Below are 23,763 nucleotides of genomic sequence, written 5' to 3'. Positions count from 1 at the left end.
ACACACGAAGCGATCGGTATGGCTCAACTCATGACGGATCTAATTTCACACTATGAAGATCTTATTGCTGATGGGACACTGACCCGGGACGACGCGCAAGAGGCTGTGCTGCCCCGGTTTGAGCGCATTCGGGCAGCCTTGGCCGAACCGGTTAAGCGTGGATTTTTCCGCAAAGCGCCGCCGCCACCCAAGGGTTTGTATCTTTGGGGAGGTGTTGGGCGCGGCAAGTCGATGTTGATGGACATGTTTGTCGAGACATTGGGTGAAATCCCAGTTCGACGGGTGCATTTTCATGCGTTCATGCAGGAAATCCATTCCGGTCTGCACAAGGCGCGTGAAGACGGCGTTGAGGACGCTCTGGTCCCTGTGGCCGATGCAGTCATCAAATCGGCGCGGGTGCTGGCCTTTGATGAGATGCAGATCGTCGATATCACCGACGCGATGATCGTGGGGCGGTTGTTTGATCTGCTCTACAAGGGTGGTGTCGTTATCGTTACGACTTCGAACAGACATCCGGATGATCTATATAAGGATGGGTTGAACCGGCAACTTTTTCTGCCTTTCATTCAGCATATCAAAGAGCAACTGGAAGTGTGGGAGTTGGTTTCACCCACGGATTACCGGCAGAACCGACTTGAAGGCTCGCCGGTTTACTTCACCCCCATCGGGCCCGAAGCGCGGGAAAAGATTCGTGAGGTGTGGAATGATCTGTCGGGTGGACCGGCAGAAGAGCTGGCCCTTCAGGTGAAGGGTCGCGAAGTTGTCCTGCCCGCCTTTCGCAACGGCGTTGCACGGGCCTCGTTTTATGACCTCTGCGGACGAATGTTGGGTCCAGGAGATTACCTGGCTATCGCAGAAGCGCTGAAGGTATTGGTTCTTGAAGACATCCCGCGTTTGTCACGCAATAACTTCAATGAGGCAAAGCGCTTCGTCACCCTGATCGATGCGCTTTATGAGGCGAAAGTTCGGCTGATTTGTTCCGCCGCTGCCGAGCCCGAGATGCTCTATGTCGAAGGAGAAGGAACCTTTGAGTTTGAGCGTACGGCCTCGCGCCTGCGGGAGATGCAAGACAAGGATTGGGGCAGATAGGGGGTGCTGCCCTGGCGCAGGATCTTTTTCATCAGGCGGAGGATCAGGCGTTTTCTCTAAGGATGTTTCCCGCAAGATAAAGCGACCCGCAGATCAGAATGCGTGCATCAGGGGTTTGAGCGGTGATTGCGGCGAGCGCGTCTGTGACGCTGTCTGCTGTTGTGGCGGTCAGATTCACCTTAGCAGCAGCGGCGGCGGTTTCGTCCGAGCTCAGTGTATTCTGCTCACCCGGGATCGATACGGCCGTCAAGCTGTCTGCCCTTTGGGCCAATGGCGCGAGATAACCGGTGACATCTTTGGTATTCAGCATACCACAAATCATATGCGTGGGACGTTCTGGTAGTGACGCTAAAACCTCGGCCAAAGCAGTGCCTGCAGCCGCGTTGTGACCGCCATCCAACCACAACTCAGCTTGAGGGGCCTGCTCAACCAGAGGACCGATTTTTAGCCGCTGCATGCGCGCGGGCCATTCGGCCTTGGCCACAGCGGCCTCGTAGGCATCATCACCCATTTGCAGGTGGCGCAACGCAGCCAGAGCCGCGCCTGCATTTTCGATCTGATGAGCACCCAGTAGGTTTGGCATAGGCAGATCGCGCAAACCGGTTTCGTCCTGATAAATAAGGCGACCGTTCTCAGTATGAACATGCCAGTGCTGCCCGTGGACCATTAGCGGAGCGCCCAGACGGGCTGCAGTATATTCGATGACTTCCAGCGCCTCATCTTGCTGCGGGCCGACGATGCAGGGAACGCCCGGCTTGATGATTCCGGCTTTTTCAGCGGCGATCTTGCCCAAAGTGTCGCCCAGGAACTGCTCATGGTCGATCGAGACGGGGGTGATGACCGTCAACTCGGGCCGTTCGATCACGTTGGTGGCGTCCAGCCGCCCGCCCAGCCCGACTTCGAGCAGCGTATAGTCAGCTTTGGTGCGGGAAAATGCCAGCAGCGCGGCGCAGGTGGTGATTTCAAAATAGGTGATGTTCTCACCGCCATTTGCGGCGTAACACTCATCCAGCACGGCGGTCAGGTCGGGCTCGGAAATCAGCTCACCTGCCAGTCGGATTCGCTCGTGAAACCGGGCCAGATGAGGTGAGGTATAGGCATGGACCGCATGCCCTGCCCCTTCAAGCCCCGCCCGGATCATGGCCTGGGTCGAGCCCTTGCCATTGGTTCCAGCGATATGAATGACCGGAGGCAGCTTAACCTGAGGATTGTCTAGTGCCGCCAGCAAACGCCATACCCTGTCCAAGGTCAGGTCGATGATCTTGGGGTGCAGCGCCATCATCCGGTCTAGGATGGCATCCGAAGATGGGGAGGTCATTTTTCGACCGCGTCCTCGGTGGGTGCCTCGGTTGGGGCTTCTTCCGGCTCGGGCGCAGGAAGGTCGCCTTTGACCGCAGGGGGCTGCTTCATCAGCATTCGGGTGATGGTGATCAGCTCATCCCGCATCTCGGTGCGTTTGGTCACTCGGTCGAGCATCCCGTGATCCAGCAGATATTCAGCGCGCTGGAATCCTTCGGGCAGTTTCTCACGAATGGTCTGTTCGATCACACGGGGTCCGGCGAAACAGATCAGGGCATTGGGTTCCGAAATATGAACGTCACCCAGCATCGCGTACGAGGCTGTAACGCCGCCTGTTGTCGGGTGGGTCAGGACAACAATATAGGGCAGGTTTGCTTCTTTGAGCATCTCCACTGCGACCGTCGTACGCGGCATTTGCATCAGGCTCAGAATGCCTTCCTGCATCCGCGCGCCGCCGGCTGCCGAAAACAGGATCAGGGGCCGCTGTAGCCTAACAGCCTCCTGTGCTGCAGCAATGATGGCATTGCCTACATACATGCCCATCGATCCGCCCATGAACGAAAAATCCTGCGCGGCAGCCACGATCGGGGTACGGCCGATTTCGCCAACGGCGACCAGCATCGCTTCTTTCTCGCCGGTCTTTTTCTGGGCCGCCTTCATGCGGTCAGGGTATTTTTTCTGATCCCGAAACTGCAGGGGATCGTCTTTCGGTGCCGGGACATCAACCTCGGAAAAAATACCGCCATCAAACAGATGTTGGAACCGATCGCGCGGCGTGATTGCCATGTGATGGTCGCACTGGGTGCAGACATTCTGGTTTTCCGCCAATTCGCGGTGGAACAGCATGGTTCCACACTCATCACACTTGTGCCAAAGGTTTTCGGGCACTTCGCGGCGCGAGAAGATCGAATTGATCCGGGGGCGGACGTAGTTTGTGATCCAGTTCATGTCGGAACCTTGATAATGCGGCGTTGACGTCAAATAAGACGCAATGCCGGGAAATGCAATCAGCGCCTGAGGACCAATCTTGCGGTGAGCCACCCCACGATCATCAGCGCAAAGTCGACTAGCAACCAAGGTCGCAACGCTTCGGCGTCCGATGCCTCATAAGGAAGATGGAACAAGGCCAGGCCACCAAGGTTGTCGGGAAGCGAAATGACAAGCAGAGCCGCGATGTTATTGAAAAAATGCAGCGCAATGGCGGGGCCCAGCGTACCCGCTCGCGCGGTCAGATCGGCGGTCAAAAGCCCAAATGTCAGCGCCCAGATGGCAATCAAGACCGCATTGTCTCCGACCGTCGCGGGGCTGTAGTGGCCAGCTGCGAACAAGATTGATGGCAGACCCATCCAGATCAGCGGAGACCGAAACCGCGCGGCGAGGCCCTGTTGCATATAGCCTCGGAACAGGATTTCCTCGGCGCTAGTCTGAATCAGCACCGCAACAGCGGATAAGGGAAGCAGCAAAAGCCATTTGGTTAACGCGAGATTCGCCACCAATGGTGCACCAAGGTCATAGGGGGGGAGTATGAATATGACTGCACCCAGCAGAAGCAATGCGCGAACAACGCGCCAAAACTGCCAGATTGCGATGGATTGTTCGCCCAGGACCGAGGCAAGTGACCGGTGCTGAAATAATCGTGCCCCCAACGCCACGCCAATAGTGACAAAAATAAAGCTGGAGAGCACAATAAGGAGCGCTGTTGGCGACGATCCATTCAAGAATGTGACCGCCGACCCTGATGAGCCAAGACTGGCAACGATTGCGAACAAGATTGCATTGAGCGTGACCACAACCACTGAGACCAGCGCAAGACCAGCCAACAAGCGCCATATCTCGGGATATCTGCGGGCGGCACCTAGCAATTGCTGATGACTTGAATAGGTACCCCGCCTTTCGTTAGTGCTCATCGGATTGCTCAGCACTTACAGAAGGCAGGTCATCCCCAATTGGAGTGTTGGGGTCACGCAACCGCTCGGACACCGTGGACAAATATCCGGCCACGGTTTCAAGCAACCTCATCGCAACGCCCGCGTCACTTTCTATCACAGCACGCAATTCCTCCGCGCCGATCCGCAGGAACGAGCAATCCGTGAGGGCTACCAAATCCAATTGTCGCGGCTCATTGGTGATAATCGCAAGATCGCCGATAAGGCGCCCGGGTTCTACTATCGAGAGCGAACGCATTTCACCGTGTTCATTCAGCCAATTCAGGCTCGCCGAACCCGAAATACACAAATACGCCGCATCGGGAGCCTGGCCACGTGCGAAAATGGTTTGACCTGCCGCGACCTCGTACCATTGGGCCGAAAACGCCAGAAGACGCTGGTTGCGCCCATCGACTCGTGAAAACAACTCGGTCGAAGAAATGATCTTGAGTTTCCGGCTCAGGTCGTCCGCCCCGGTGTCTTCGGCATCGGTGGACACGCGTGAGACACCATCGATGCGACCGTCCTTTATTTCAACAAACAAATCATAGGCTTCCGGATGGGCAAAATGATCCTCCATAAAGATCATAATCGAGTCGGGTAATAACTCGCGCAGCTTCAGACGGGTCCGCAGGCGGCTTTCAGAGTCGTGGCTGGCCAGTGCCTTGTCGAGTATCAGGATATCGGGGCGTTTGATCCCGGCACGAGAAAAGGCAGCACGCTCCTGAAATACTGTCGGAAGGTTGTTCCCACCTAACCCGGACGGCAGGTCGTAGATGATCGCGGCGGCCCTTCGGCGCAGCCCGGCCTCGTTCAGAACCTCCGCGACCAGATCTTCGATCTCCTCTGCATGAGCACCAGCCATGATGGATACCCGACCATACAGAGCGTTTTCCATTGCTGTCAGGCGGGGAACGTAGACATCCGGTGACACCGGCACGAACATCGCACCCATAGCGCCCCGCAGCCGTTCGGCCTGACTGTGACGAATGGAAAGGATTTTGTCCTTGTACTCCTCAGGGAAACTTGGGCCGATTTGTTCAGCGGTCAGCATAAATGGGACGGTCAACAGCAGCGCACGTTCCTGATCGCCGATGGCTTCCTCGCCCTTGGTTTTGCGGCGCTCTTCGATATCGAGCAGACGGTGGTACATGTCTTTTGACATGCCAAGCCGCAAGAACAACGGGTGATCGGCCCCATCTCGCCCGAAAGTCTGGTTTAGGGTTTCCAGAACGGCCTGAGCGATGCTGAGCGCGTCATCATCAAGGCCATTGCCCGTAAGCAACGACAGAAACCGGTGGTCCCCCGCCAGAATGTCCGGTGCGATATCATGCGTCGGTGAAGCGAACAGCAGGTTCCCGCCCAAGGGCACGGCGGGATTGAACTGGTCAGGATCGAACCGATAGACATACTTGTCCAACCCGCGCTCTTGCAGGCGTGTGGCAACGGTATCTCGCAGATCGACTATTTCTTTCGCCAGCACCGGGTGTACTTCCGGGTCGAACTGAGAGCGCAAAGTGCGCCTGAACATAAATTCATCAATGCCCATCGCTTCGACAAGCTGGAACCACCAATCGCGAATATCCTCGATGTCATCAAGACCCGCGAGGCTTGGATCGATCCATTCATCGGACAGTGAATCGGGTGGGTTCCCGGCGCGCACGGCTTCGATCTGGCGGCGTGAGGGGGCCTGCAATGCACCACTTTCGTGTTGAGGATGCGTGCGCAGCGGCATTAGCAGGTTATCACCCAATGTTCCGTCGAACAGGTAAGGGCGTGAATAGGCATAGCCGATCCGCGCCGCAATCACCGCCTGATGCAGGCTGTTGAGGTTGTGGCCAGCCATCAGAACCTCGCCTTGAACCGGGAGCACTTCGCGCGTCAGCAACTGCGCAAGCGCACTGCGTTCCGAAGCGTGTTTCGACTGAATCGCAACCCGGGCGCCTTGGGGAATGGTAAGATCAACATCCTCAAGGATGGTCTTGCCGTCATCATCACGAACGGTCACGTTGCGCAGCTCGATATCGCCGGTCAGGTGCGGGATTGCCTCGGGGACGCCCTCAAACAACTGTTCGGGTATCATATTCGATGGGGCAAACCGTTCGGTCACAATTTCCCAGCGCAGTGACATGTCCTGTACTTGGTTGTAGTAGGTCAGAAGATCCTTCCAAGGGCCGCTGAGGTCTTTATATGCACCCAACGCGGCGACCAATGCGCCCACTGTCACCTCGCCCGTGATCGCCAGATAGCCGCCTACTGAATAGAATAGGAAGGGTGTCATCTGAGTGATCAGATTGTTGAGGAACTTCATGAAGAACTTCTTGTTGTAGATCTTAAAGCGGATCTCGAACAAGGTTCCTAGCCGATGGCTGAATTGCGCCAGACGATAGCGCCAGCCGCCATTGGTGCGCAGATCGCTGATACCAGCAGCACTTTCGCCAATCTCAGAGCTCAGCCGCCGGACCTCCTGAATGCGATCCTTGTTCAGAAGGTTGATCTGACGCTGCAATTTGGGAATCAGCCAAGCCTGCAAAGGGATCAATGCAATACTGGCCAGACCAAACCACACGCTTTGCATGAAAAGAAACGTGACGATCGTCATCATCTGGCCGAACTGAAAAACGGGCTGCGCGATGGCATCTCCCATCAACCCGCCCATGGGTTCGGCCTCGGACGTGATCATCGATACCAGTTCACCTTGGCTGGTGGTGGCGAAATAGGATTTGGGAAAGCGCATCGAGCGGCTGATCAATGTAAAGCGCAGGCGACGCAACATCCGCTCGGCGAGAATGCCTTTCATGGTATTGATGCGCATTTTCATCACGCCACTGGCGATGACAGTTGCCAAAAAGGCAAAGCACAGAATCAGCAGGTACTGCACCTGTGTCACGGTGATACCGAGTACTGTCACGGTGTCTGCGGGCGCACCAATCGCGTCGTTGATGATCTGCTTAGGAAGCTCCAACGAAGCGTAAAGGAACGGAAATGACAGAACGGTCAGCAACAGCAGGACCAATTGCTGCTTTTTCGAATGCTTCCATATGAATGAAAATAGGGTGGGTTCCATTCCCCTGCCTCATGATGAGCCTGTATGATCCGGGACAAATGCCGATTGCCCGAGCGCCGACGGTAAGCCTCGGCCCGAGCTATTGCAAGAATGGCGGCTCTTTGCGACGCAGAAACCAGCTGGATAGGAGATCACATTTATGAATCGGGAAGATTTATCCGCTAATCAAGTAAGACTGGTTTGTCCCCTGCCCCGACTTTGACTAAAGAGGGGCTGTCTTGAAAGATGGGGCGATGGGCAGATTACTGGATCGATATATTCAACTAAAGGCTCTGGGGCGATGGCAGCGTGCCGCGCAGCAGTCTGACCACCTCGCATTGCCTGAGCTTCGCCGGCAACGTGATGACGCCCGGCGGTTGCGCGGCAAACTTGAACAAGCAATTCAAAAAGCTGATGCTCGCCTGATCCAACCCTTGATTGGGGCGACGCAGTTTCCAAAACCCCTGGGAACGGATTGGTCGTGGCGACCGGACCTGTGGCGGACGCCACTGATCCGCAAAGGTATAGCCTCGGCCCCGCGCAAGGCGCGGATGGATGGGCAGGTCATCCTGTTTCACGATTGCAGCCAGGTCGAGATCGGGCTGCAGCAAATCCGAAATCGGCGAGACAAGGATTTGGCGCCTTTCAGTCTGGCCGTTGAGGTATTTGATTTTCAGGGATCTTTCCTGTCGCTTTCCATTGATCTGCCCACGGATGCCGCCATAAATCTGTCCCGCCAGCATCTGATGCGGGTCGACACTCTGGTTGAGTGCGAGCGTTCTACTGTTGTCTTCGCCCGCCTGAACATTCAGCATGGCCCTAATACTGAGCAGGTTCTGCGCGAACTTGATCTTTCAATACCTGCGGCGACTGTAGATTTTGATCTGGCCCATCTGAACGTGAATGAGCGTCGAATTGAAAAACTCTGGCTGGATCTGATCATTGATCAACCCGCGATGAACCGTGTGGTGTTTCGTGACCTGACATTCTGCCGTTACCACCGGGCCGATCTGTAAAGGGTACTCAATGTCTCATACCACCCTGACACCAATCCGCTTCGAAAACGGCCTGTGGGAAGGCCATTTGACCAGCGAAAGCCCCCCTCAGATCAAGGTGCTGTTTCTTGGTGAGCCTTTGACTGATGTGGAGTTGGAACCAGCAAAAGATGGCTGGGCCTTGCGCATCCCAGTGCCGCCCGCCGCCCTGTCGGAAGGTGTCCATACTGTCGTGATTCACGATGGAACAACAGGCCATAAGCTGGGGGATTTCACCATCATCGCCGGTTCACCCGCCGCAGATGATCTGAGGGCCGAAGTCGCTTTGTTGCGCGCCGAGTTGGACATGTTAAAGCGCGCGTTCCGCCGCTCTCAGGCATCTCAAAGCGAAACCTGACCACAGTACCGATAGGATTGTCCCTATCTTTTCAGGTCCATACGTGCATCATTGGATTGGCCTATGGATCGCAACAGCATCATAAAGGTCATCGCGCTGATGGTGACGGGTTTCGGGATCGGGATCGATTTTACCGGTGCCCTGATGCTGGTCCCGGCAATCGAAAACAGCTTTGACGCCGACATCACCAGCACCCAGTGGGTTCTGAATATTTACGCTCTGTTCTTTGCAATGACGATGGTGGCCGGAGGTCGCCTGGGTGACATGTATGGTCATCGCAAGATGATGATCATCGGTCTTTCGATCTTTCTGTTTGCGTCGGTTTTATGCTTTGTCTCACCCGGTTTGGACTACCTGATCGGCGCACGCGCCTTGCAGGGGATCGGGGCGGGATGCGTGTGGCCCTGCACGCTTGCATTTGGAGCCACCAAAGTGTCGAAAGAAGAACACCGCGCATTGGTCATGGGGCTGATACTGGCGGGTGTCACCACGGGTAATGTCTTTGGACCGATGATTAGCGGCGCGGTGGTCAATCTGGGTGATTGGCGGTTGTTTTTCCTCGCCAATGTGGTGTTTTCCAGCATTTCGATGACGACTGCGATCCTGCTGATGGAGCGTGAGGCCGAGCATAAGAAAGGTGAACACATCGACTTTGCCGGGATGGGTATCCTGTCTTTTGCAGTTTTGCTCTTGCTTTACGGTTTGGACGTTGGTGCCGATTGGGGCTGGACTTCGCTGCCGCTTTTGCTGCTGTTTTTTGTCAGCGCCGTTTTGTTCTTCCTGTTTCCGAAAGTCGAAAAGAGGGTCAAGGAACCCTTGCTAATGCCTCAGTTGATGCAGAACCGAGAGTTTTTGATTACCTTAGGTCTGAATATGTTCAACGTCTCGGCAGCTTTTGTCGGGCTGCTTTATTTTCCGCAGTATATGCAAAAAGTCTTGGGATGGTCTGTGTTCCAATCGGCGCTGGGTTTGGCACCGCTGACGGTGTTGCTAGCGGTCGGATCGATCGTCTCGGGTACGCTGTATAACGATTTTGGGCCCAAGCGACTGCTGTTTTGGGGATATATTTGCGCCACAGTCGGGGCGGCAAGCGTTGTCATCATGCCCTCCGGGACCGGATATTTTCAGATTCTTCCCGGAATGGCGCTGATTGGTTTGGGCGCAACGCTGACGGTCGGGCCTTCGGGAACAGCCGCTGTATGCGCGGTCAAGCCGGAACGCGCCGGACTGGTTGGCGGCCTGAGTTTCATGACCCATCTGGTCTATGGGGCAATCGCGGTCGCCTGTGCGACGGCGGTCATGTATGTGACAAGCCTGTCCAGCCTGAAAACCCGATTGACTGCGTCAGGCATCAACATGTCCGAGGCTGATCAGAAAGCGATCAATGGTGGAACGCTGAACACAGACTCGGCAAAAGCAGTGCTTGAAAAGTTGAATTCAGGTGAAACTGAAAAGGTTCAGGCCGCCATTGCGGCGGCCTTTGATACCGGAATGAATATGGCTTTTGTATTCGCCACGATCTCAGTCGCTGCTGGAATCGTCCTAGCGCTGATGCTGGATGAGAAAAAGCTGCACAAGGTCGAAGGGTAACCCGTACAGGTGTAAGTATGGGGCCGCTGGTGGCGGCCCCCCTCCCCTTTATTGTGACGGTCCAGTCGGATCGAATGCGGACAGGCCCTTGAGAATATCGATGGCATAGGCCAGTTGATAATCCTCTTCCCGCAGCTCCGCGGTGGCTTCGGCCTTGGCGCGATCTTCTTCGATCTGGCGAATCTCGTCCTCGCTGAGGCTGTCATTGTTCAGGCTGCCACGCAGATCGGCCTCGGACCGGGTGCGGGTGTTTGTATCTTCCTCTTCCTCGTCAACCGGGTTGTTGCGTGGTTGTTCAACGATGATGTCCGGGCTGACGCCAAGCGCCTGAATCGAACGACCCGAGGGCGTGTAGTAGCGAGAGGTTGTCAGACGCATAGCCCCGTCACCCCGAAGCGGCATGACCGTCTGCACCGATCCCTTGCCGAAGCTCTTAGTGCCAACCACGATGGCGCGATTGTGATCCTGCAAGGCGCCCGCGACAATTTCCGACGCCGAGGCCGAACCACCGTTGATCAGCACAACGATGGGCTTGCCCCCGGTCAGATCGCCGGGTGTTGCGTTGAATCGCTCACCATCTTCGAGATTGCGACCCCGGGTCGAGACGATTTCGCCCTCATCCAGGAACGCGTCAGAGACCTTGATGGCCTGTGTCAATAGCCCGCCCGGATTGTTACGCAGATCCAGAACGATCCCATTGACGTTTTCGATGCCCCCGGCCTCTTCAATCTGTTCTTCCAGTCCTTCCTTAAGGTTCGGATAGGTTTGGTCATTGAAGGTCGTGACACGCAACACGACACTTGTACCTTCGGTACGTGCACGAACTGCGGTCAGCTTGATCGTGTCGCGAACGATCGTTACGTCGAATGGCTCCTGCTCGCCTTCACGCACGACTGTGATCACGATTTCCGATCCCACCGGGCCGCGCATCAGGTCCACGGCTTTATCCAGCGTCAGCCCCAAAATGCTCTCGCCATCCACATGAGTGATGAAATCGCCCGCTTCGATACCAGCAGCATCCGCTGGGGTGTCATCGATGGGCGATACAACTTTGACAAAGCCTTCTTCCTGCGTAACTTCGATACCGAGCCCGCCAAACTCGCCACGTGTCTGCACGCGCATCTGCTCGGCATCATCAGGCGACAGGTAGCTGGAATGTGGGTCTAGCGAGGTCAGCATCCCGTCAATCGCAGCCTCGATCAGCTCGTCGGTTTCTACCTCTTCGACATACTGGGCGCGAATACGTTCGAAAATGTCACCGAACAGATCAAGTTGTTCGTAAACGCTTGCCTTGTTCTCGGCCTCTTGCGCAAGCAAAGGGCCTGCGATCTGTGTTGTTGCGACTATCCCTGCCACGGTGCCGGCCAGTCCGGCCATCACAAATTTCTTCATACTCGTTTATCCATCCTTGTCCGTCCGGAACCATGATTCCGGGTCCACTGGGCTGTTATCCTGTCTTACTTCTATATAGAGCGTTTCTGACCAGTCAGTTCCAGTGCCATCACCGCTTGTTGACATAATAGCGCCGATTTCCGGAGTTTCACCCGGCATCAAACCTACCGGAGTACCCTCGGGTATCACTTCCCCTGTCAGACCATATACCTCTTGCAGACCTGAGAACACGAATAGCAATCCGGGCTGGGGTTCAAGGATCACAAGATTCCCGAGATCCAGCAAGGGCCCGCGGTAACGGATCGTGGCAGCCGTTGGCGCGGTGACCAATGCGCGGGGTCGCGTGCCCAGCACCAGCCCGGGGCGCGTTACCCCCGCTGCGTCCGTTTCGCCCGCCCGGTGCAGCATGACCCCTTGTGCGGGCAAGGCGATTTGACCTTTCCGGCCCGAGACATCTGCATTTGTATCTTCAATCTCACCATCGGTGATCTCGGATAACCCACTGGCAAACCCATCCAGCGTTTCGGTCGAGGATATCAGGATCGCTGTACGCACAGGATCTTCTACGAAACGGCGCGGCAGATCGGTCCGGTCCGCTATCGCCTCACTAAGCTGCGTGCGGGCATCCTGAACACCCTCCAACCCTTCGGTCAGCGTATTGGCAGCGTTTTGTTGAAGCTGTCGCAGTGTCTGTACCTCTTGCAATTCGTTTGCAAGCGCCTGAGCCTGCGCGTTCAACCCAGGCGTGACTTCGGACAACATCATACCAGTGCGCGCGGCCCCAAGTGGGCCGGACGGGTGCAGCATAAGTACTGGAGGCGCGGTGGTTTCGATCGTCTGCAGAACACCTAACAGCTGCGCCACCTCCTGCTCTTGAACCTGCAATTCTGCAGTCAATTGCGCCTCGCGCAAGGCCGCGCGGCGCAGGCCGTCGCGCATGGCGCTCAGACCAGCCTCGTAGGCTTTTATGGTTTCGGTCAGAGCTTTGACCCGGTCGCGGGCAGATTCAGCCTCAGTCAACGCGATCGAGGCTTGCTCCAGCATCTCGGCCGCTTCTAGTGCCGCCTTTGACGGGCTGGTTTGGGCGACGACAGGGGTGGCCCAAATCAGCGCTGCAGCAACGATCGGGCTCAATCTCATGTCAGCAAGCTTTCCCCTGTCATTTCAACGGGTTTCGGCAATTCCATAAGCTGCAACAAAGTTGGAGCAAGATCGGCCAAGCGCCCATCGCGCAGGCTTGAACCTTCGGGGCCGCCGACCAGAACAACAGGCACGGGGTTCAGCGTATGGGCCGTATGTGGACCGCCCGTCTCCGGATCGACCATCATTTCGCAGTTACCATGATCTGCGGTCACGATCATCGCACCCCCGACCTGCTTCAGCGCTGCAACCACCTGCCCCAGACCTTGATCAACAGCCTCACAGGCCTTGATCGCAGCTTTCAGATCACCGGTATGGCCAACCATATCGGGATTGGCGTAGTTGGTGACGATCAGATCATATCCGCCGTGGATCGCCTCGACGAACTTTTCTGTCACTTCGGCCGAGGACATCTCGGGCTGCAAATCATATGTCGCCACTTTGGGCGATTTGGGCATGAAGCGATCCTCGCCACCCTCAGGCTGCTCTTTGCCACCGTTCAGGAAGAAAGTGACATGAGGGTACTTCTCGGTCTCGGCCAGCCGGAACTGGCGCAGGCCTTGCTTAGCAACCCATTCGCCCAGCGTGTTCACGATATCCCGCTTGGGAAATACGGTCGTCATATAATCGTTATGGCCATCGGAATACTCAACCATGCCCAGTAACGCCGACAACTGCGGGCGCGGACCGGAGTCGAACTCGGCAAAACCGGGCTCCCCAATTGCCCGCAGGATTTCTCGGGCACGGTCGGCGCGGAAGTTCAGGCAAAAGAACCCGTCACCGTCCTTAATACCGGAATAACCAGCAAGAACCGTGGGCGCGATAAACTCGTCGGTTTCGGATTGGGCGTAGGCATGGTCGACGGCCTCATGGGCCGAGGCCACAGTGCGCCCCTGACCTTTGACTATTGCGTCATAGGCCTCGGAGACGCGTTCCCAGCGATTATCGCGGTCCATGGCAAAGTAGCGCCCACAGACGGTGACGACCTTTGCGCCATCGGGCAACCGGTCTTCGAGTTCGGCGATGTAGGTAAAGGCCGATTTCGGGGCCACATCGCGCCCGTCGGTGATCGCATGTAGCGCCACAGGCACACCCGCATCGGTAGCCGCTTTGGCGGCAGCTACGATGTGATCCAGGTGCCCGTGCACGCCCCCATCCGATACCAGCCCCATCAGATGCGCTGTCCCGCCTGCAGCTTTCACCTTAGCGATGAAGCTCTGCAGCGCCTCATTGTGAAAGAAAGAACCGTCTTCTATGGCTAGGTCAATCTGCCCCAGATCCATCGCAACCACGCGCCCAGCCCCGATATTGGTGTGACCAACCTCGGAATTACCCATCTGACCACTAGGTAGACCCACATCCGGCCCGTGCGTTATCAGTTGCGCATGAGGACCTTCAGCCATGAGAGCATCAAAGGTTGGCGTATTTGCCAGATAAGGCGCATTGGCCTTGGTGTCGTCGGATAGGCCCCAACCATCAAGGATACAAAGGACAACGGGCTTTGGGGCGGTCATGAAAGCTCTCCGATTGAGGCGGCGTTGCTGTCTTCTACCCCCTGCCCGCTCAAGGTTGAACCGTCATTAGGGCCGCGAATGAAGAATTAATCTGTCTTGTAGTCCCCAAAGGGTCGCGCTTTGCGGTTGCGGTATTTAACGGTCAGCTCAAGCGGCATCTCGTTTTCGTCGTAAATACCGATCACCACGCCTGTTCCTCGGCTTGATCCACGCATGTTTAGCAGTTGTTCTTCCGACCGGGTCGTGCGCTGCGACTGGCGCCGCGTCCAGGTGAACAGGTGATCATACATCTCGGCGATGATGTCTGCATGTTCATCGCTTTCGCCCAGGTCCGTCAGCTCGCTCGGATCATTCTCTAGATCAAACAAAAGCGGGCGATAGCCCCCTTCACAATGGATCAGCTTCCATTTCTCGTTTGCGACCATGAACATGACCGCATCCCGAACCGAGGCGTTCAGTGTCTGCGCAATGGGGGATGCGGAGTAGTCGTACTCACAAATCACCACATCGCGCGGAGTGCTTTCGGCCTGACCGTGCAGGATGGGCAGCAATGAATGCCCTTCCAGAAGGTGCCCTGCGGGTTCACCGCCTGCAACCTCCAGAAACGTGGGCGCTAGATCGATGGATTCGACCAATGCATCGCATGTGGTGCCGCGTGTGGCATCAGCCTCGGGCGATGGATCAAAGATGATCAGCGGCATTTTGGTCGAGGCGTCATGGAAGAAGGTCTTCTCTCCCATCCAGTGATCGCCCAGAAAATCCCCGTGATCCGAGGTCAGCACGATCATCGTGTCCTGCATTCGTCCGGTCTGATCCATCCAGTCAAACAGCCGCCCCATTTGGTCGTCAGCCTGCTTGATCAGGCCCATATAGGCTGGGATCACGGCCTCGCGTACATCCTGACGCGAGAAGGTCTGGCCGATTTTCGTTTCCATGAACGCTTTCAGCACCGGATGAGCGTTCTGCCGTTCAGCTTCGGACCGAATGACAGGCAGAATGTGTTCGGGACCATACATCGAGGCGTAGGGTTCTGGCACAATATAGGGCCAATGCGGTTTGATGTAGCTGAGGTGGCAGCACCACGGCCCCTCATGGTTTTCCATGAACTCCATGCCGCGAGAGGTGAGATAAGGCGTTTCGCTGTCTTCCTCGGCGATATTCGCGGCCTCTGACGAATTCTTCAGGAACCAACCTGAAAGTACATTGCCCTCTTCATCCAGCCCCGAATTGGCGAAGTCGTGCCAGGGGTTGTCACTCTCATAGCCTTTGTCTTTCAGATACTCGTTATACCTTTTGGCGCCATCCGGGTCATAAAACCCATCCGGCCCTTCGGGGCGCATCCCATCATCGCGCTCAAAGACATCAAACCCGCATTCAGCGACGCGTGCCCCGATCAGGCTGTCGGGCTCAAGCCCCAAACGAGCCATGCCCTCGGCGTCTGCGCGCATATGAGTCTTGCCAACCAACCAGCAATCCATCCCTGCCTTGCGCAAGTGATCGCCCATGGTGACCTCACCAACTTTCAGCGGGATTCCGTTCCATGACGCGCCGTGCGAATGCACATAGCGGCCGGTATAGGTCGACATACGGGAACTGCCGCAGATCGGAGACTGGATGTAGGCCCGCGTGAACCGCACACCCATCGAGGCGAGACGGTCAATATTTGGCGTATGCAGATGTGGATGCCCGTAGCAGCTGAGATAGTCCCAGCGCAATTGGTCGAACATGATGAAGAGGACGTTCTTGGCTTTGTTCATGCCAAGAGGGTTATCCTAGCCTTCCATCTGTTGCAGCATCTTTTTCGCACGCTTGCACTGCAACTGGTCGCGCAGAGGGCTGTCGGGATCGATATCCTTTTGGCAGACCACACATTTATCGGCACCCGAGATCGCGTTCAGGCCACCGCAGCTGCCTTTGATGGTTTTGCCCATCAACATCACACCCAGCGCCATGCCAACCATGACGATCAGCAACAGGAAAAAGGCCAGAATAAAGGTGCTCATAGCGGTTCCTACCGGTCAGTTGGTCCCCAGCGCATCCTTGAAGGCGCTGCTTTGTACGGTGATATAGGCTTCTTCTCCGCTTGTCACATCCCGCGAGATGAAGAACACGGCAAGTTTATGCTCTTCGGCCAGTTCCAGACCCTTTTCCAGACCCAATGCCAGCATCGCCGTTGCCCACGCATCCGCCATCATGGCGTTGTCTGCTATAACAGTAACCGAAGTGGTGCGATGAGTAATCGGGCGGCCCGTCGTCGGGTCAATGATATGCGAATAGCGCACCCCGTCCTGTTCGAAGAAGTTCTTGTAATCACCCGAGGTCGCCATTCCCAGATTGTCGAGCGGCACGATCAACTGGATTGATTGCGCGCCAGTCTCGGGTTTTTCGATCCCGATCCGCCAGCTTTCGCCTTTGTCATTCGCGCCCATCGTCACCAGATCACCACCGATCTCGACCATATAGTTCTCGATCCCGGCCTCGCGCAGCTGTGCGGCAACCGCATCGATGCCATAGCCTTTGGCGATCGCAGACAGGTTGATCCCGACTCCGGCCTCTGACTTGGCCAAAGTGCCCGCTCCGCGATCCAAGTCTAACAGCCGCGCTTGCCCCACTTGCCCTAGCGCTGTCGCGATCTCGTCATCTGCCGGAATTGGGTCTTCAGGTTTTCGCGGCCCAAACCCCCACAATTCGATCAGCGGACCAAGGGTAACATCAAACGTACCACCGGATTTCTCGTGAACCTCATTTGCGGCCTCAATGACGAAGGCAAATTCGTCTGACACTTGCATGGGGTCCGTGCTGCCTGAGGCCGAGAAGGTCGAGACCTCGGAATTCGGGTCCCAGTTGGACATCTTGGCATTGACCTGCGCCAGGGTCTCCTGAACCGCTTGTCTCAGCGCCGCTTCGTCCAAATCATCGCCGATTGCGGTGATGTTGAACGTGGTGCCCATCGTCTCGCCGGACAGGCGTACCACGTCAGACTCTTTGCCAAACAAGCAGGCCGAAACAGTCAAAAGTAAGGCCAGTGCGATCAGTGGGCGCATGGTGCAATCTCCCGGGAGTGTTCTTGCCCGGCATATGCCAGTGAGCCTGTTCAGAGTCAAACCGGCCTCAAATCTTGAGCGGCAAAAACGCCAATGTAAAAAGCCCGATTGCTGCCGGGACGCCAAACAGCCAAGCGCGCTTTTGCCAACCTTCCGGTTGCTGTTTCCAAGCCATGCGAAAATTATGGCCGCAGACCACCACGATAAAGAATATCAGCGCGGCAACTGGTGGCGTCAGATACAGGTTGCTCACAAGCAATTTCCTTTTGAAGTGGCCAAGTTACGCCGGTTTTCGAAATTGCACCCTATACAGGGCCGGTCCCTGCGGTAAGGTAGGTTGTAAGGACAATACCGGTGAAAGAGGAGACCGCCCATGGCCCCAAGCTCTTACCAGCCTCCGACACGCGGCGACAAGGCCGCGGCGACAACCCGCAGTCAATCAGTTGAGACCAATCTGTCGCATACCCAGACAACGGTTGCGAAACTGATGGAAGGTAAAGGGGATGCCGTTTTTTCGGTGCGGCCCAACGACACGATTCACTCGGTCGTGGATATCTTGCGCGAAAAACGCATCGGGGCTGTTGTTGTGACAGATCAGAATGGTGCCCTGCAGGGTATCCTTTCCGAACGTGATATCGTGCGCCGCATGGCGGAAACGCCCGGCCAGACCCTACCCCAATCCGTGGCTGATCTTATGACGACTGAGGTAAAAACCTGCAGCCCCGAAGATTATCTGAACGACGTGCTGAAAACCATGACCGAAGGCCGGTTCAGGCATATGCCCGTGCTGAGTGATGGAAATCTGCGCGGGGTGATCACCATTGGCGATGTGGTTCATTTCCGCTTGAAAGAACTGGAATACGAAGCACTTAGAATGAAGCAAATGATCGTCGGCTAGCGACTTACGCTGATACGCGCGCGATTCCGGTGTGCGCGGTCGAGATAAATCGGACAGAACCAGGCGAGATTTCCGCAGCCGTCAACTGATCGGTGATGAACGCACCTGTATCAATCGAAATGACATCATGCTCGACCCGAGCTTCGTCGACGATGGTATGGCCATGCACCACCCATTGCTCGTCTTTCCGGCGTTTCTTGCGGAACTGAGGATGCCCCCAAAGGCAAGTTCTGTCCTGTTGCCGATCGACCGGCTGCGAAGGATCAAGCGCGGCATGAACAACCGTTACATTCCCGCTCGTCCAGGTCAGCGGCCGATCATGCAGCCAGTCCAAAAGCGGTTGTCCCATCGCTTGCTGCAGTTGTTCGGCAACGGCTTGCGGGTTGGACTGGTCAATATCAGCAAGCCCAAACGAAGCCAAAGTCTGAGCACCGCCATTATACAGCCAGACACGCTCCATCCGTGTTGGATCAGACAAAAACCCAAGCAGCATATCTTCGTGATTGCCTTTCAGGCAGATCGCCCGGGTTTCAGGGTTCGTGTCGAGGTGGTGTAGCTGACGCAACACCTGCGCGCTGTATCCGCCCCGGTCAACATAGTCGCCTACAAACACCACCGGACAGTCGTTATCCAGCGCAGGTAGGAGCCGTTGTAAAAGATCCAACCTCCCATGTATGTCTCCGATTGCGTAGAATTTTTCTGTAGGCGCCAATGAATACAGATTCACCGGCTGATCAGACGGTGTTTGAGATGCGATAAGCCTTTTGATCCATCCGGTTAACATAAGACCTGCTGCCTAATGCGGAAAAATATGGAGCAGCATTCGCCAAATGCAGACGTTGATATTGGCAGCCTGCCCAACATCAGACCTAAAAATGAAAATGGTCGGTCCCAAGGGTTGGAACCGACCGATGCTGTTTATCCGCCGAAATCATCGAGCATGATGTCTTCGCGGTCCACGCCCAGATCCAGCAGCATGTTGATGACCGACTGGTTCATGATTGGCGGACCACACATGTAGTATTCGCAATCCTCGGGTGCGGGGTGGTTCTTCAGATATTCCTCGAACAAAACGTTGTGGATAAAGCCAGTGTAGCCTTTCCAGTCATCCTCGGGCTGGGCGTCCGACAACGCAACGTGCCATTCGAAATTGTCGAATTCCTTGGCCAGCGTGTCGAAGTCTTCGACAAAGAACATCTCTTTCTTCGACCGCGCGCCGTACCAGAAGCTGATCTTGCGGTTGCGGTTTTCAAGGCGTTTGAGCTGGTCAAAGATATGGCTGCGCATTGGGGCCATACCAGCACCACCACCGATGAAGACCATCTCTTTTTCTGTCTCGCGAGCAAAAAACTCGCCAAAGGGACCTGAGATTGTGACCTTGTCGCCCGGTTTCAGGTTGAAAATATACGACGACATCTGACCCGGAGGGATACCTTCGGACCCAGGAGGGGGCGAAGCCACGCGGACGTTCAGCATGATCATGCCTTTTTCATCCGGATAGTTTGCCATGGAATAGGCGCGTTCGATCGGTTCGGCGACGACGGATTTGTACTGCCATAGATTGAAGCGATCCCAATCCTCGCGGTATTCTTCTTCTACGTCGAAATCCGTATAGGCGAGCTGGTGTGCAGGCGCTTCGATTTGGATGTAACCACCAGCGCGGAAGTTCACGTCCTCACCTTCCGGGAGGTCCAATGTCAGAGCCTTGATGAAGGTCGCCACATTCTCGTTCGAGCGAACTGTGCATTCCCATTTCTTGACGCCGAAGACCTCTTCGGGAACTTCGATGTCCATATCCTGCTTGACTGCAACCTGACAGGATAGCCGGTCACCACAAGACGCCTCGCGCTTGGTGATATGGCTTTCCTCGGTCGGCAGGATCGAGCCACCGCCGGAATGCACGCGCACGCGACATTGCGCGCAGGTGCCACCACCACCACAAGCGGAGGGTACGAATAGCTTCTCTGCCGCAAGCGTCTGCAGCAGCTTGCCACCCGCCGGAACCGAGATTGTTTTCTCACCATTGATGGTGATGTTCACGTTACCGGTTGAAACCAGCTTGGACCGCGCCGCCATGATGATGGCAACCAAACCAAGAACGATAACGGTGAAAAGGGCTACACCTAAGCCAAAGGTTTCCATTCCGCCCTCCTTACAGTTTCACGCCCGAGAAGGACATGAAGGCCATCGCCATCAGTCCAGCGGTGATGAAAGTGATGCCCAGGCCTTGCAGACCATCGGGAATGTCCGAATACTTCAGCTTTTCCCGAACACCCGCCATCGCGGTAATCGCCAGAGCCCAGCCAAAGCCAGAGGACAGACCGTAAGTCGCCGCTTCGGCAAAATTGTAGTCACGTTCCACCATGAACAGTGAACCACCCAAAATGGCGCAGTTCACTGTGATCAGCGGCAGGAAAATCCCCAGCGCGTTGTAGAGTGGGGGGAAATACTTATCCAGCACCATCTCTAGGATCTGAACCATCGCTGCGATCACGCCGATATACGAGATCAGTCCAAGGAACGTCAGGTCCACATCCGGGAAACCTGCCCAAGCCAGAGCACCTGGTTTCAGCAGATAGTTCAGCAGCAGATTATTCGCCGGCACGGTGATGGCCTGCACCACCATGACCGAGATGCCCAGACCCAGCGCAGTTGAAATCTTCTTCGAAACAGCGATGAAGGTACACATCCCCAGAAAGAAGCTGAGCGCAAGGTTTTCGACAAAGATGGCCTTTACGGCCAGTGAAATCAGACCTTCCATCAGTGGGCCTCTACCTGCTGGATTTTGTATTCACGCTCTTCCACCTGGTTCGGCTTCCATGTGCGGAAGGCCCAGATGATCAGACCGATGATGAAGAAAGCCGACGGCGGCAGCAGCAGCATGCCGTTGGGCACATACCAGCCGCCGTTGTTGACGGTTTCCAGAATAGTGACGCCGAACAGTGACCCGGCGCCAAACAGCTCACGAATGAAACCTACCAGCAGCAGGATCAGTCCATAGCCCATTCCGTTGCCCATACCGTCGATGAAAGACGCGACCGGGGGGTTCTTCATGGCAAACGCTTCGGCCCGGCCCATCACGATACAGTTGGTGATGATCAAGCCGACAAAGACCGACAGTGTTTTTGAAATCTCAAACGCATAAGCCTTGAGGATCTGGTCCACCAGGATCACCAGTGAGGCAATGATAACCATCTGTACGATGATCCGGATCGAACCCGGGATTTGGTTTCGCAGGCACGAGATAAAGAAGGACGAGAACGAGGTCACGAAGATCACCGCCAGCGCCATCACCATCGACACCTGCAGTGACGAGGTCACCGCCAGCGCCGAACAGATGCCCAGCACCTGCAGCGTGATCGGGTTGTTGTCGACAAGCGGGTCGACCAGCATCTCTTTCTTGGTCTGAGACATCAAAGCTCTCCTGCCTGCAGTTTGGCCAGGAACGGAGCGTAGCCCGCGTCACCCATCCAGAATTTCACCAGGTTGTCGACACCAACCGAAGTCAGCGTCGCGCCTGCCAGCGCATCGACATAGAAATCAGGGCCTGCTGCGGGTTGCGACTTGGCAACGGTGATTTGCAGATCGCCTGCATCATCGCGCAGCTTTTTGCCATTCCACAGCGCCTTCCAGCGAGGATTGTCCACCTCGGCGCCAAGGCCCGGTGTCTCACCGTGCTGATAGAACTGCAGGCCGTAGATATCGTTGCCGTTGTTTTCCAGCGCGATGAAACCATAGAGCGTGGACCAGAGGCCATAGCCGTGAAGCGGCAGGATTACCTTGTCGAGCGCCCCGGCATCATCACGCAGCAGATAGATCACGCGGTACTTGGACTTGCGCCCGATCCCAGCCGGGTCATCGTCCAAAGCGACGCTCAGTTCTGGATCGCTGGCAGCAGCGATATCATCGAAGGTGGTCGCGTCGAACTGATCGTCAACGAATTCACCTGTAGACAATTCCAGTACATGCGGCTCAAAGGCAGCGAATGCCTCGGTCACATCAATGCCTGGTTCGTAGATGCCGGCAACTTGCAGAACGTTGACTTGCTTATCCTTCAAACGGTTGATTTCCTGCACCGGGCGCAGGCTGACCGCAGCAGCAGACACGACCATCGAGGCTACAAGGCAGACGGCAACGGCAACAAAGATAGTCTTGCCAACCGAATCTGGCGAAGCAGCCAGAAACTTGGCAATCGCTCCCTTGGGTTCATTGGATTGCGTATCAGACATGGCGACGCGCCCTCCGTTTGATGTTTGCCTGGACGACGAAATAGTCGATCAGCGGCGCAAAAACGTTTCCGAACAAGATTGCCAGCATCATACCTTCTGGGAAAGCGGGGTTAATGACGCGGATCATCACAACCATGATACCAATCAGCGCGCCATAGATGTAGCGGCCCATATTGGTGTGACTGGCCGAAACGGGCTCGGTTACCATGAACGCCAGACCAAAGGCGTAGCCCCCAAGAACGATATGCCAGTACCAAGGCATCGCGAACATCGGATTTGTGTCTGATCCGATCAGATTCAGCAGAAGCGTGAAGCCTATGGTGCCCGCAAGACAGCCCACAATCAGGCGATAATTGGCAATCTTGGTCGTCAGCAGGAAGGCCAGGCCGATCATGCAAGCCAGCGTCGATGTCTCTCCAAAGCTACCCTGAATTTGCCCGAAGAACGCATTGGCCCAGGTGATCCCGTCGGCCGCCAGTGCCTGAACGCCTTCAGCAGCGGAGATGCCCAATGCAGTCGCACCGGAAAATCCGTCCACCGGGGTCCAGACTGAATCCCCCGACATTTGCGCGGGATAGGCGAAATATAGGAAAGCACGCCCGACCAGCGCCGGGTTGAGGAAGTTCTTGCCCGTGCCGCCAAATACTTCCTTACCGATCACGACACCGAAAATGATGCCTAACGCGACCTGCCACAATGGCGCTGTCGCAGGCATAATCAGTGTGTAAAGCATCGAGGTTACTAGAAAACCCTCGTTGACCTCATGGCCGCGCACAGTGGCGAAGATGACCTCAAAAATACCGCCCGCAACCAGTGTGGTGATGTAGATCGGAAGGAAATACATCAATCCATGCATCACATTGGCGAAAATGCTGTCAGGGTTCAGCGAGATGCCGAACACCTGCAGGATCGCAATCCGCCAGCCTGTTGCCGAATCCGGTCCTAGCGTGGCGATGGCCGAGTTTGCCTGATAGCCAGTGTTATACATCCCCCAGAGGATTGCGGGGATCGTAGCAATCACGACATAGGTCATGATCCGCTTCATATCCACGTAAGAGCGCGCATGCGGCGCGACGGTCGTGACGGTTTTCGGAGTGTAGATAAAACTTTCCACCATTTCGTAGATGGGGAAATATTTTTCGTACTTGCCGCCCTTGGTAAAGTTCGGCTCGATCCGATCGAAGAAGCTGCGCAAACCCATGTGG

At 56.0% G+C, this 23,763-nt stretch carries 22 protein-coding genes; 5 read left to right on the top strand and 17 right to left on the bottom strand.

Going from position 1 to position 23,763, the window contains the following annotated elements:
- The first annotated feature begins 30 nt into the window (after positions 1-30).
- Positions 31-1,089: a cell division protein ZapE gene (zapE, locus tag ACR0CZ_RS02265; RefSeq protein WP_170465594.1), complete on the top strand. Its 1,059-nt coding sequence runs from the start codon at positions 31-33 to the stop codon at positions 1,087-1,089.
- A gap of 43 nt (positions 1,090-1,132) precedes the next feature.
- Here the strand turns inward: zapE and ACR0CZ_RS02260 are convergent, their stop codons facing one another.
- Genes ACR0CZ_RS02260 through ACR0CZ_RS02245 form a run of 4 tightly spaced genes read right to left on the bottom strand, consistent with a single transcriptional unit; the run spans position 1,133 to position 7,380 of the window.
- Positions 1,133-2,407, bottom strand: coding sequence for a bifunctional folylpolyglutamate synthase/dihydrofolate synthase (locus ACR0CZ_RS02260; protein WP_170393950.1), 1,275 nt, complete (start codon positions 2,405-2,407; stop codon positions 1,133-1,135).
- The gene (gene accD / locus ACR0CZ_RS02255) at positions 2,404-3,336 is read right to left on the bottom strand and encodes an acetyl-CoA carboxylase, carboxyltransferase subunit beta (RefSeq protein ID WP_170393952.1); all 933 of its coding nucleotides are present in this window, start codon (positions 3,334-3,336) and stop codon (positions 2,404-2,406) included. The genes ACR0CZ_RS02260 and accD overlap by 4 nt, the downstream gene beginning before the upstream one ends.
- A 59-nt stretch (positions 3,337-3,395) precedes the next feature.
- Positions 3,396-4,295, bottom strand: coding sequence for a type II CAAX endopeptidase family protein (locus ACR0CZ_RS02250; protein WP_170393953.1), 900 nt, complete (start codon positions 4,293-4,295; stop codon positions 3,396-3,398).
- Complete coding sequence (locus tag ACR0CZ_RS02245; RefSeq protein ID WP_480537104.1) at positions 4,285-7,380, bottom strand: ABC transporter transmembrane domain-containing protein; 3,096 nt, start codon at positions 7,378-7,380, stop codon at positions 4,285-4,287. Before ACR0CZ_RS02245 ends, ACR0CZ_RS02250 begins: the two co-directional genes overlap by 11 nt.
- Positions 7,381-7,613: 233 nt before the next feature.
- On the opposite strand from ACR0CZ_RS02245, the gene ACR0CZ_RS02240 reads away from it, so the two are divergent.
- The 3 genes from ACR0CZ_RS02240 to ACR0CZ_RS02230 all read left to right on the top strand — a co-directional run bounded on the left by ACR0CZ_RS02240 (position 7,614) and on the right by ACR0CZ_RS02230 (position 10,341).
- Positions 7,614-8,375: a DUF6478 family protein gene (locus tag ACR0CZ_RS02240; protein ID WP_480537105.1), complete on the top strand. Its 762-nt coding sequence runs from the start codon at positions 7,614-7,616 to the stop codon at positions 8,373-8,375.
- A 10-nt stretch (positions 8,376-8,385) separates the two neighbouring features.
- A complete protein-coding gene (locus ACR0CZ_RS02235) occupies positions 8,386-8,751 on the top strand; it encodes a hypothetical protein (RefSeq protein WP_480537106.1) in 366 nt (121 codons plus the stop codon).
- Between the two features lie 63 nt (positions 8,752-8,814).
- Positions 8,815-10,341 (top strand): MFS transporter, encoded by a 1,527-nt coding sequence (locus ACR0CZ_RS02230; protein WP_170393961.1) that lies wholly within the window; start codon positions 8,815-8,817, stop codon positions 10,339-10,341.
- 48 nt (positions 10,342-10,389) lie between these two features.
- On the opposite strand, the gene ACR0CZ_RS02225 is transcribed toward ACR0CZ_RS02230, so the two are convergent.
- From ACR0CZ_RS02225 to ACR0CZ_RS02195, 7 genes are all read right to left on the bottom strand, one after another.
- The gene (locus ACR0CZ_RS02225; protein WP_480537107.1) at positions 10,390-11,733 is read right to left on the bottom strand and encodes a S41 family peptidase; all 1,344 of its coding nucleotides are present in this window, start codon (positions 11,731-11,733) and stop codon (positions 10,390-10,392) included.
- Positions 11,734-11,739: 6 nt separating this feature from the next.
- Entirely contained in the window at positions 11,740-12,873 is a 1,134-nt protein-coding gene (locus tag ACR0CZ_RS02220; protein WP_170465596.1) for a peptidase M23, read from the bottom strand.
- Positions 12,870-14,387 carry a 2,3-bisphosphoglycerate-independent phosphoglycerate mutase gene (gene gpmI / locus ACR0CZ_RS02215; RefSeq protein WP_170393966.1) on the bottom strand — a complete coding sequence of 506 codons (1,518 nt, stop codon included), beginning with the start codon at positions 14,385-14,387 and terminating at the stop codon, positions 12,870-12,872. The genes ACR0CZ_RS02220 and gpmI overlap by 4 nt, the downstream gene beginning before the upstream one ends.
- An 86-nt stretch (positions 14,388-14,473) precedes the next feature.
- A complete protein-coding gene (locus ACR0CZ_RS02210) occupies positions 14,474-16,144 on the bottom strand; it encodes a sulfatase-like hydrolase/transferase (protein WP_170393968.1) in 1,671 nt (556 codons plus the stop codon).
- Between the two features lie 15 nt (positions 16,145-16,159).
- Positions 16,160-16,390: a (Na+)-NQR maturation NqrM gene (gene nqrM / locus ACR0CZ_RS02205; protein ID WP_170393970.1), complete on the bottom strand. Its 231-nt coding sequence runs from the start codon at positions 16,388-16,390 to the stop codon at positions 16,160-16,162.
- 15 nt (positions 16,391-16,405) lie between these two features.
- Positions 16,406-17,431 (bottom strand): FAD:protein FMN transferase, encoded by a 1,026-nt coding sequence (locus tag ACR0CZ_RS02200; RefSeq protein ID WP_170393972.1) that lies wholly within the window; start codon positions 17,429-17,431, stop codon positions 16,406-16,408.
- A gap of 67 nt (positions 17,432-17,498) precedes the next feature.
- Positions 17,499-17,684 (bottom strand): hypothetical protein, encoded by a 186-nt coding sequence (locus ACR0CZ_RS02195; RefSeq protein WP_170393974.1) that lies wholly within the window; start codon positions 17,682-17,684, stop codon positions 17,499-17,501.
- Between the two features lie 120 nt (positions 17,685-17,804).
- On the opposite strand from ACR0CZ_RS02195, the gene ACR0CZ_RS02190 reads away from it, so the two are divergent.
- Positions 17,805-18,329, top strand: a complete 525-nt coding sequence (locus ACR0CZ_RS02190) for a CBS domain-containing protein (RefSeq protein WP_170393976.1) — start codon at positions 17,805-17,807, stop codon at positions 18,327-18,329.
- Positions 18,330-18,333: 4 nt separating this feature from the next.
- Here the strand turns inward: ACR0CZ_RS02190 and ACR0CZ_RS02185 are convergent, their stop codons facing one another.
- The 6 genes from ACR0CZ_RS02185 to ACR0CZ_RS02160 all read right to left on the bottom strand — a co-directional run bounded on the left by ACR0CZ_RS02185 (position 18,334) and on the right by ACR0CZ_RS02160 (position 23,759).
- Positions 18,334-19,113 carry a metallophosphoesterase gene (locus ACR0CZ_RS02185; protein WP_170393977.1) on the bottom strand — a complete coding sequence of 260 codons (780 nt, stop codon included), beginning with the start codon at positions 19,111-19,113 and terminating at the stop codon, positions 18,334-18,336.
- A 134-nt stretch (positions 19,114-19,247) separates the two neighbouring features.
- Positions 19,248-20,471 (bottom strand): NADH:ubiquinone reductase (Na(+)-transporting) subunit F, encoded by a 1,224-nt coding sequence (gene nqrF, locus ACR0CZ_RS02180; protein ID WP_170393981.1) that lies wholly within the window; start codon positions 20,469-20,471, stop codon positions 19,248-19,250.
- 10 nt (positions 20,472-20,481) lie between these two features.
- Positions 20,482-21,090 carry an NADH:ubiquinone reductase (Na(+)-transporting) subunit E gene (nqrE, locus tag ACR0CZ_RS02175; protein WP_050603817.1) on the bottom strand — a complete coding sequence of 203 codons (609 nt, stop codon included), beginning with the start codon at positions 21,088-21,090 and terminating at the stop codon, positions 20,482-20,484.
- A complete protein-coding gene (locus ACR0CZ_RS02170) occupies positions 21,090-21,743 on the bottom strand; it encodes an NADH:ubiquinone reductase (Na(+)-transporting) subunit D (RefSeq protein WP_152460184.1) in 654 nt (217 codons plus the stop codon). Before ACR0CZ_RS02170 ends, nqrE begins: the two co-directional genes overlap by 1 nt.
- On the bottom strand, positions 21,743-22,558 hold the full coding sequence (locus ACR0CZ_RS02165) for a Na(+)-translocating NADH-quinone reductase subunit C (RefSeq protein WP_170393983.1): 816 nt from the start codon (positions 22,556-22,558) through the stop codon (positions 21,743-21,745). The genes ACR0CZ_RS02170 and ACR0CZ_RS02165 overlap by 1 nt, the downstream gene beginning before the upstream one ends.
- Positions 22,551-23,759 (bottom strand): NADH:ubiquinone reductase (Na(+)-transporting) subunit B, encoded by a 1,209-nt coding sequence (locus tag ACR0CZ_RS02160; RefSeq protein WP_170393985.1) that lies wholly within the window; start codon positions 23,757-23,759, stop codon positions 22,551-22,553. The genes ACR0CZ_RS02165 and ACR0CZ_RS02160 overlap by 8 nt, the downstream gene beginning before the upstream one ends.
- Positions 23,760-23,763 lie beyond the last annotated feature (4 nt).

The sequence above is a fragment of the Ruegeria sp. H9 genome (assembly GCF_056532915.1).
This window is presented reverse-complemented; position numbering and strand designations above follow the sequence as displayed.

Excerpts from the sequence above, each read along its gene's own strand:
- zapE (WP_170465594.1), top strand. The coding sequence starts at position 31 with ATGACGGATCTAATTTCACACTATGAAGATCTTATTGCTGATGGGACA.
- ACR0CZ_RS02260 (WP_170393950.1), bottom strand. The coding sequence starts at position 2,407 with ATGACCTCCCCATCTTCGGATGCCATCCTAGACCGGATGATGGCGCTG.
- accD (WP_170393952.1), bottom strand. The coding sequence starts at position 3,336 with ATGAACTGGATCACAAACTACGTCCGCCCCCGGATCAATTCGATCTTC.
- ACR0CZ_RS02250 (WP_170393953.1), bottom strand. The coding sequence starts at position 4,295 with ATGAGCACTAACGAAAGGCGGGGTACCTATTCAAGTCATCAGCAATTG.
- ACR0CZ_RS02245 (WP_480537104.1), bottom strand. The coding sequence starts at position 7,380 with ATGGAACCCACCCTATTTTCATTCATATGGAAGCATTCGAAAAAGCAG.
- ACR0CZ_RS02240 (WP_480537105.1), top strand. The coding sequence starts at position 7,614 with ATGGGCAGATTACTGGATCGATATATTCAACTAAAGGCTCTGGGGCGA.
- ACR0CZ_RS02235 (WP_480537106.1), top strand. The coding sequence starts at position 8,386 with ATGTCTCATACCACCCTGACACCAATCCGCTTCGAAAACGGCCTGTGG.
- ACR0CZ_RS02230 (WP_170393961.1), top strand. The coding sequence starts at position 8,815 with ATGGATCGCAACAGCATCATAAAGGTCATCGCGCTGATGGTGACGGGT.
- ACR0CZ_RS02225 (WP_480537107.1), bottom strand. The coding sequence starts at position 11,733 with ATGAAGAAATTTGTGATGGCCGGACTGGCCGGCACCGTGGCAGGGATA.
- ACR0CZ_RS02220 (WP_170465596.1), bottom strand. The coding sequence starts at position 12,873 with ATGAGATTGAGCCCGATCGTTGCTGCAGCGCTGATTTGGGCCACCCCT.
- gpmI (WP_170393966.1), bottom strand. The coding sequence starts at position 14,387 with ATGACCGCCCCAAAGCCCGTTGTCCTTTGTATCCTTGATGGTTGGGGC.
- ACR0CZ_RS02210 (WP_170393968.1), bottom strand. The coding sequence starts at position 16,144 with ATGAACAAAGCCAAGAACGTCCTCTTCATCATGTTCGACCAATTGCGC.
- nqrM (WP_170393970.1), bottom strand. The coding sequence starts at position 16,390 with ATGAGCACCTTTATTCTGGCCTTTTTCCTGTTGCTGATCGTCATGGTT.
- ACR0CZ_RS02200 (WP_170393972.1), bottom strand. The coding sequence starts at position 17,431 with ATGCGCCCACTGATCGCACTGGCCTTACTTTTGACTGTTTCGGCCTGC.
- ACR0CZ_RS02190 (WP_170393976.1), top strand. The coding sequence starts at position 17,805 with ATGGCCCCAAGCTCTTACCAGCCTCCGACACGCGGCGACAAGGCCGCG.
- ACR0CZ_RS02185 (WP_170393977.1), bottom strand. The coding sequence starts at position 19,113 with ATGTTAACCGGATGGATCAAAAGGCTTATCGCATCTCAAACACCGTCT.
- nqrF (WP_170393981.1), bottom strand. The coding sequence starts at position 20,471 with ATGGAAACCTTTGGCTTAGGTGTAGCCCTTTTCACCGTTATCGTTCTT.
- nqrE (WP_050603817.1), bottom strand. The coding sequence starts at position 21,090 with ATGGAAGGTCTGATTTCACTGGCCGTAAAGGCCATCTTTGTCGAAAAC.
- ACR0CZ_RS02170 (WP_152460184.1), bottom strand. The coding sequence starts at position 21,743 with ATGTCTCAGACCAAGAAAGAGATGCTGGTCGACCCGCTTGTCGACAAC.
- ACR0CZ_RS02165 (WP_170393983.1), bottom strand. The coding sequence starts at position 22,558 with ATGTCTGATACGCAATCCAATGAACCCAAGGGAGCGATTGCCAAGTTT.
- ACR0CZ_RS02160 (WP_170393985.1), bottom strand. The coding sequence starts at position 23,759 with ATGGGTTTGCGCAGCTTCTTCGATCGGATCGAGCCGAACTTTACCAAG.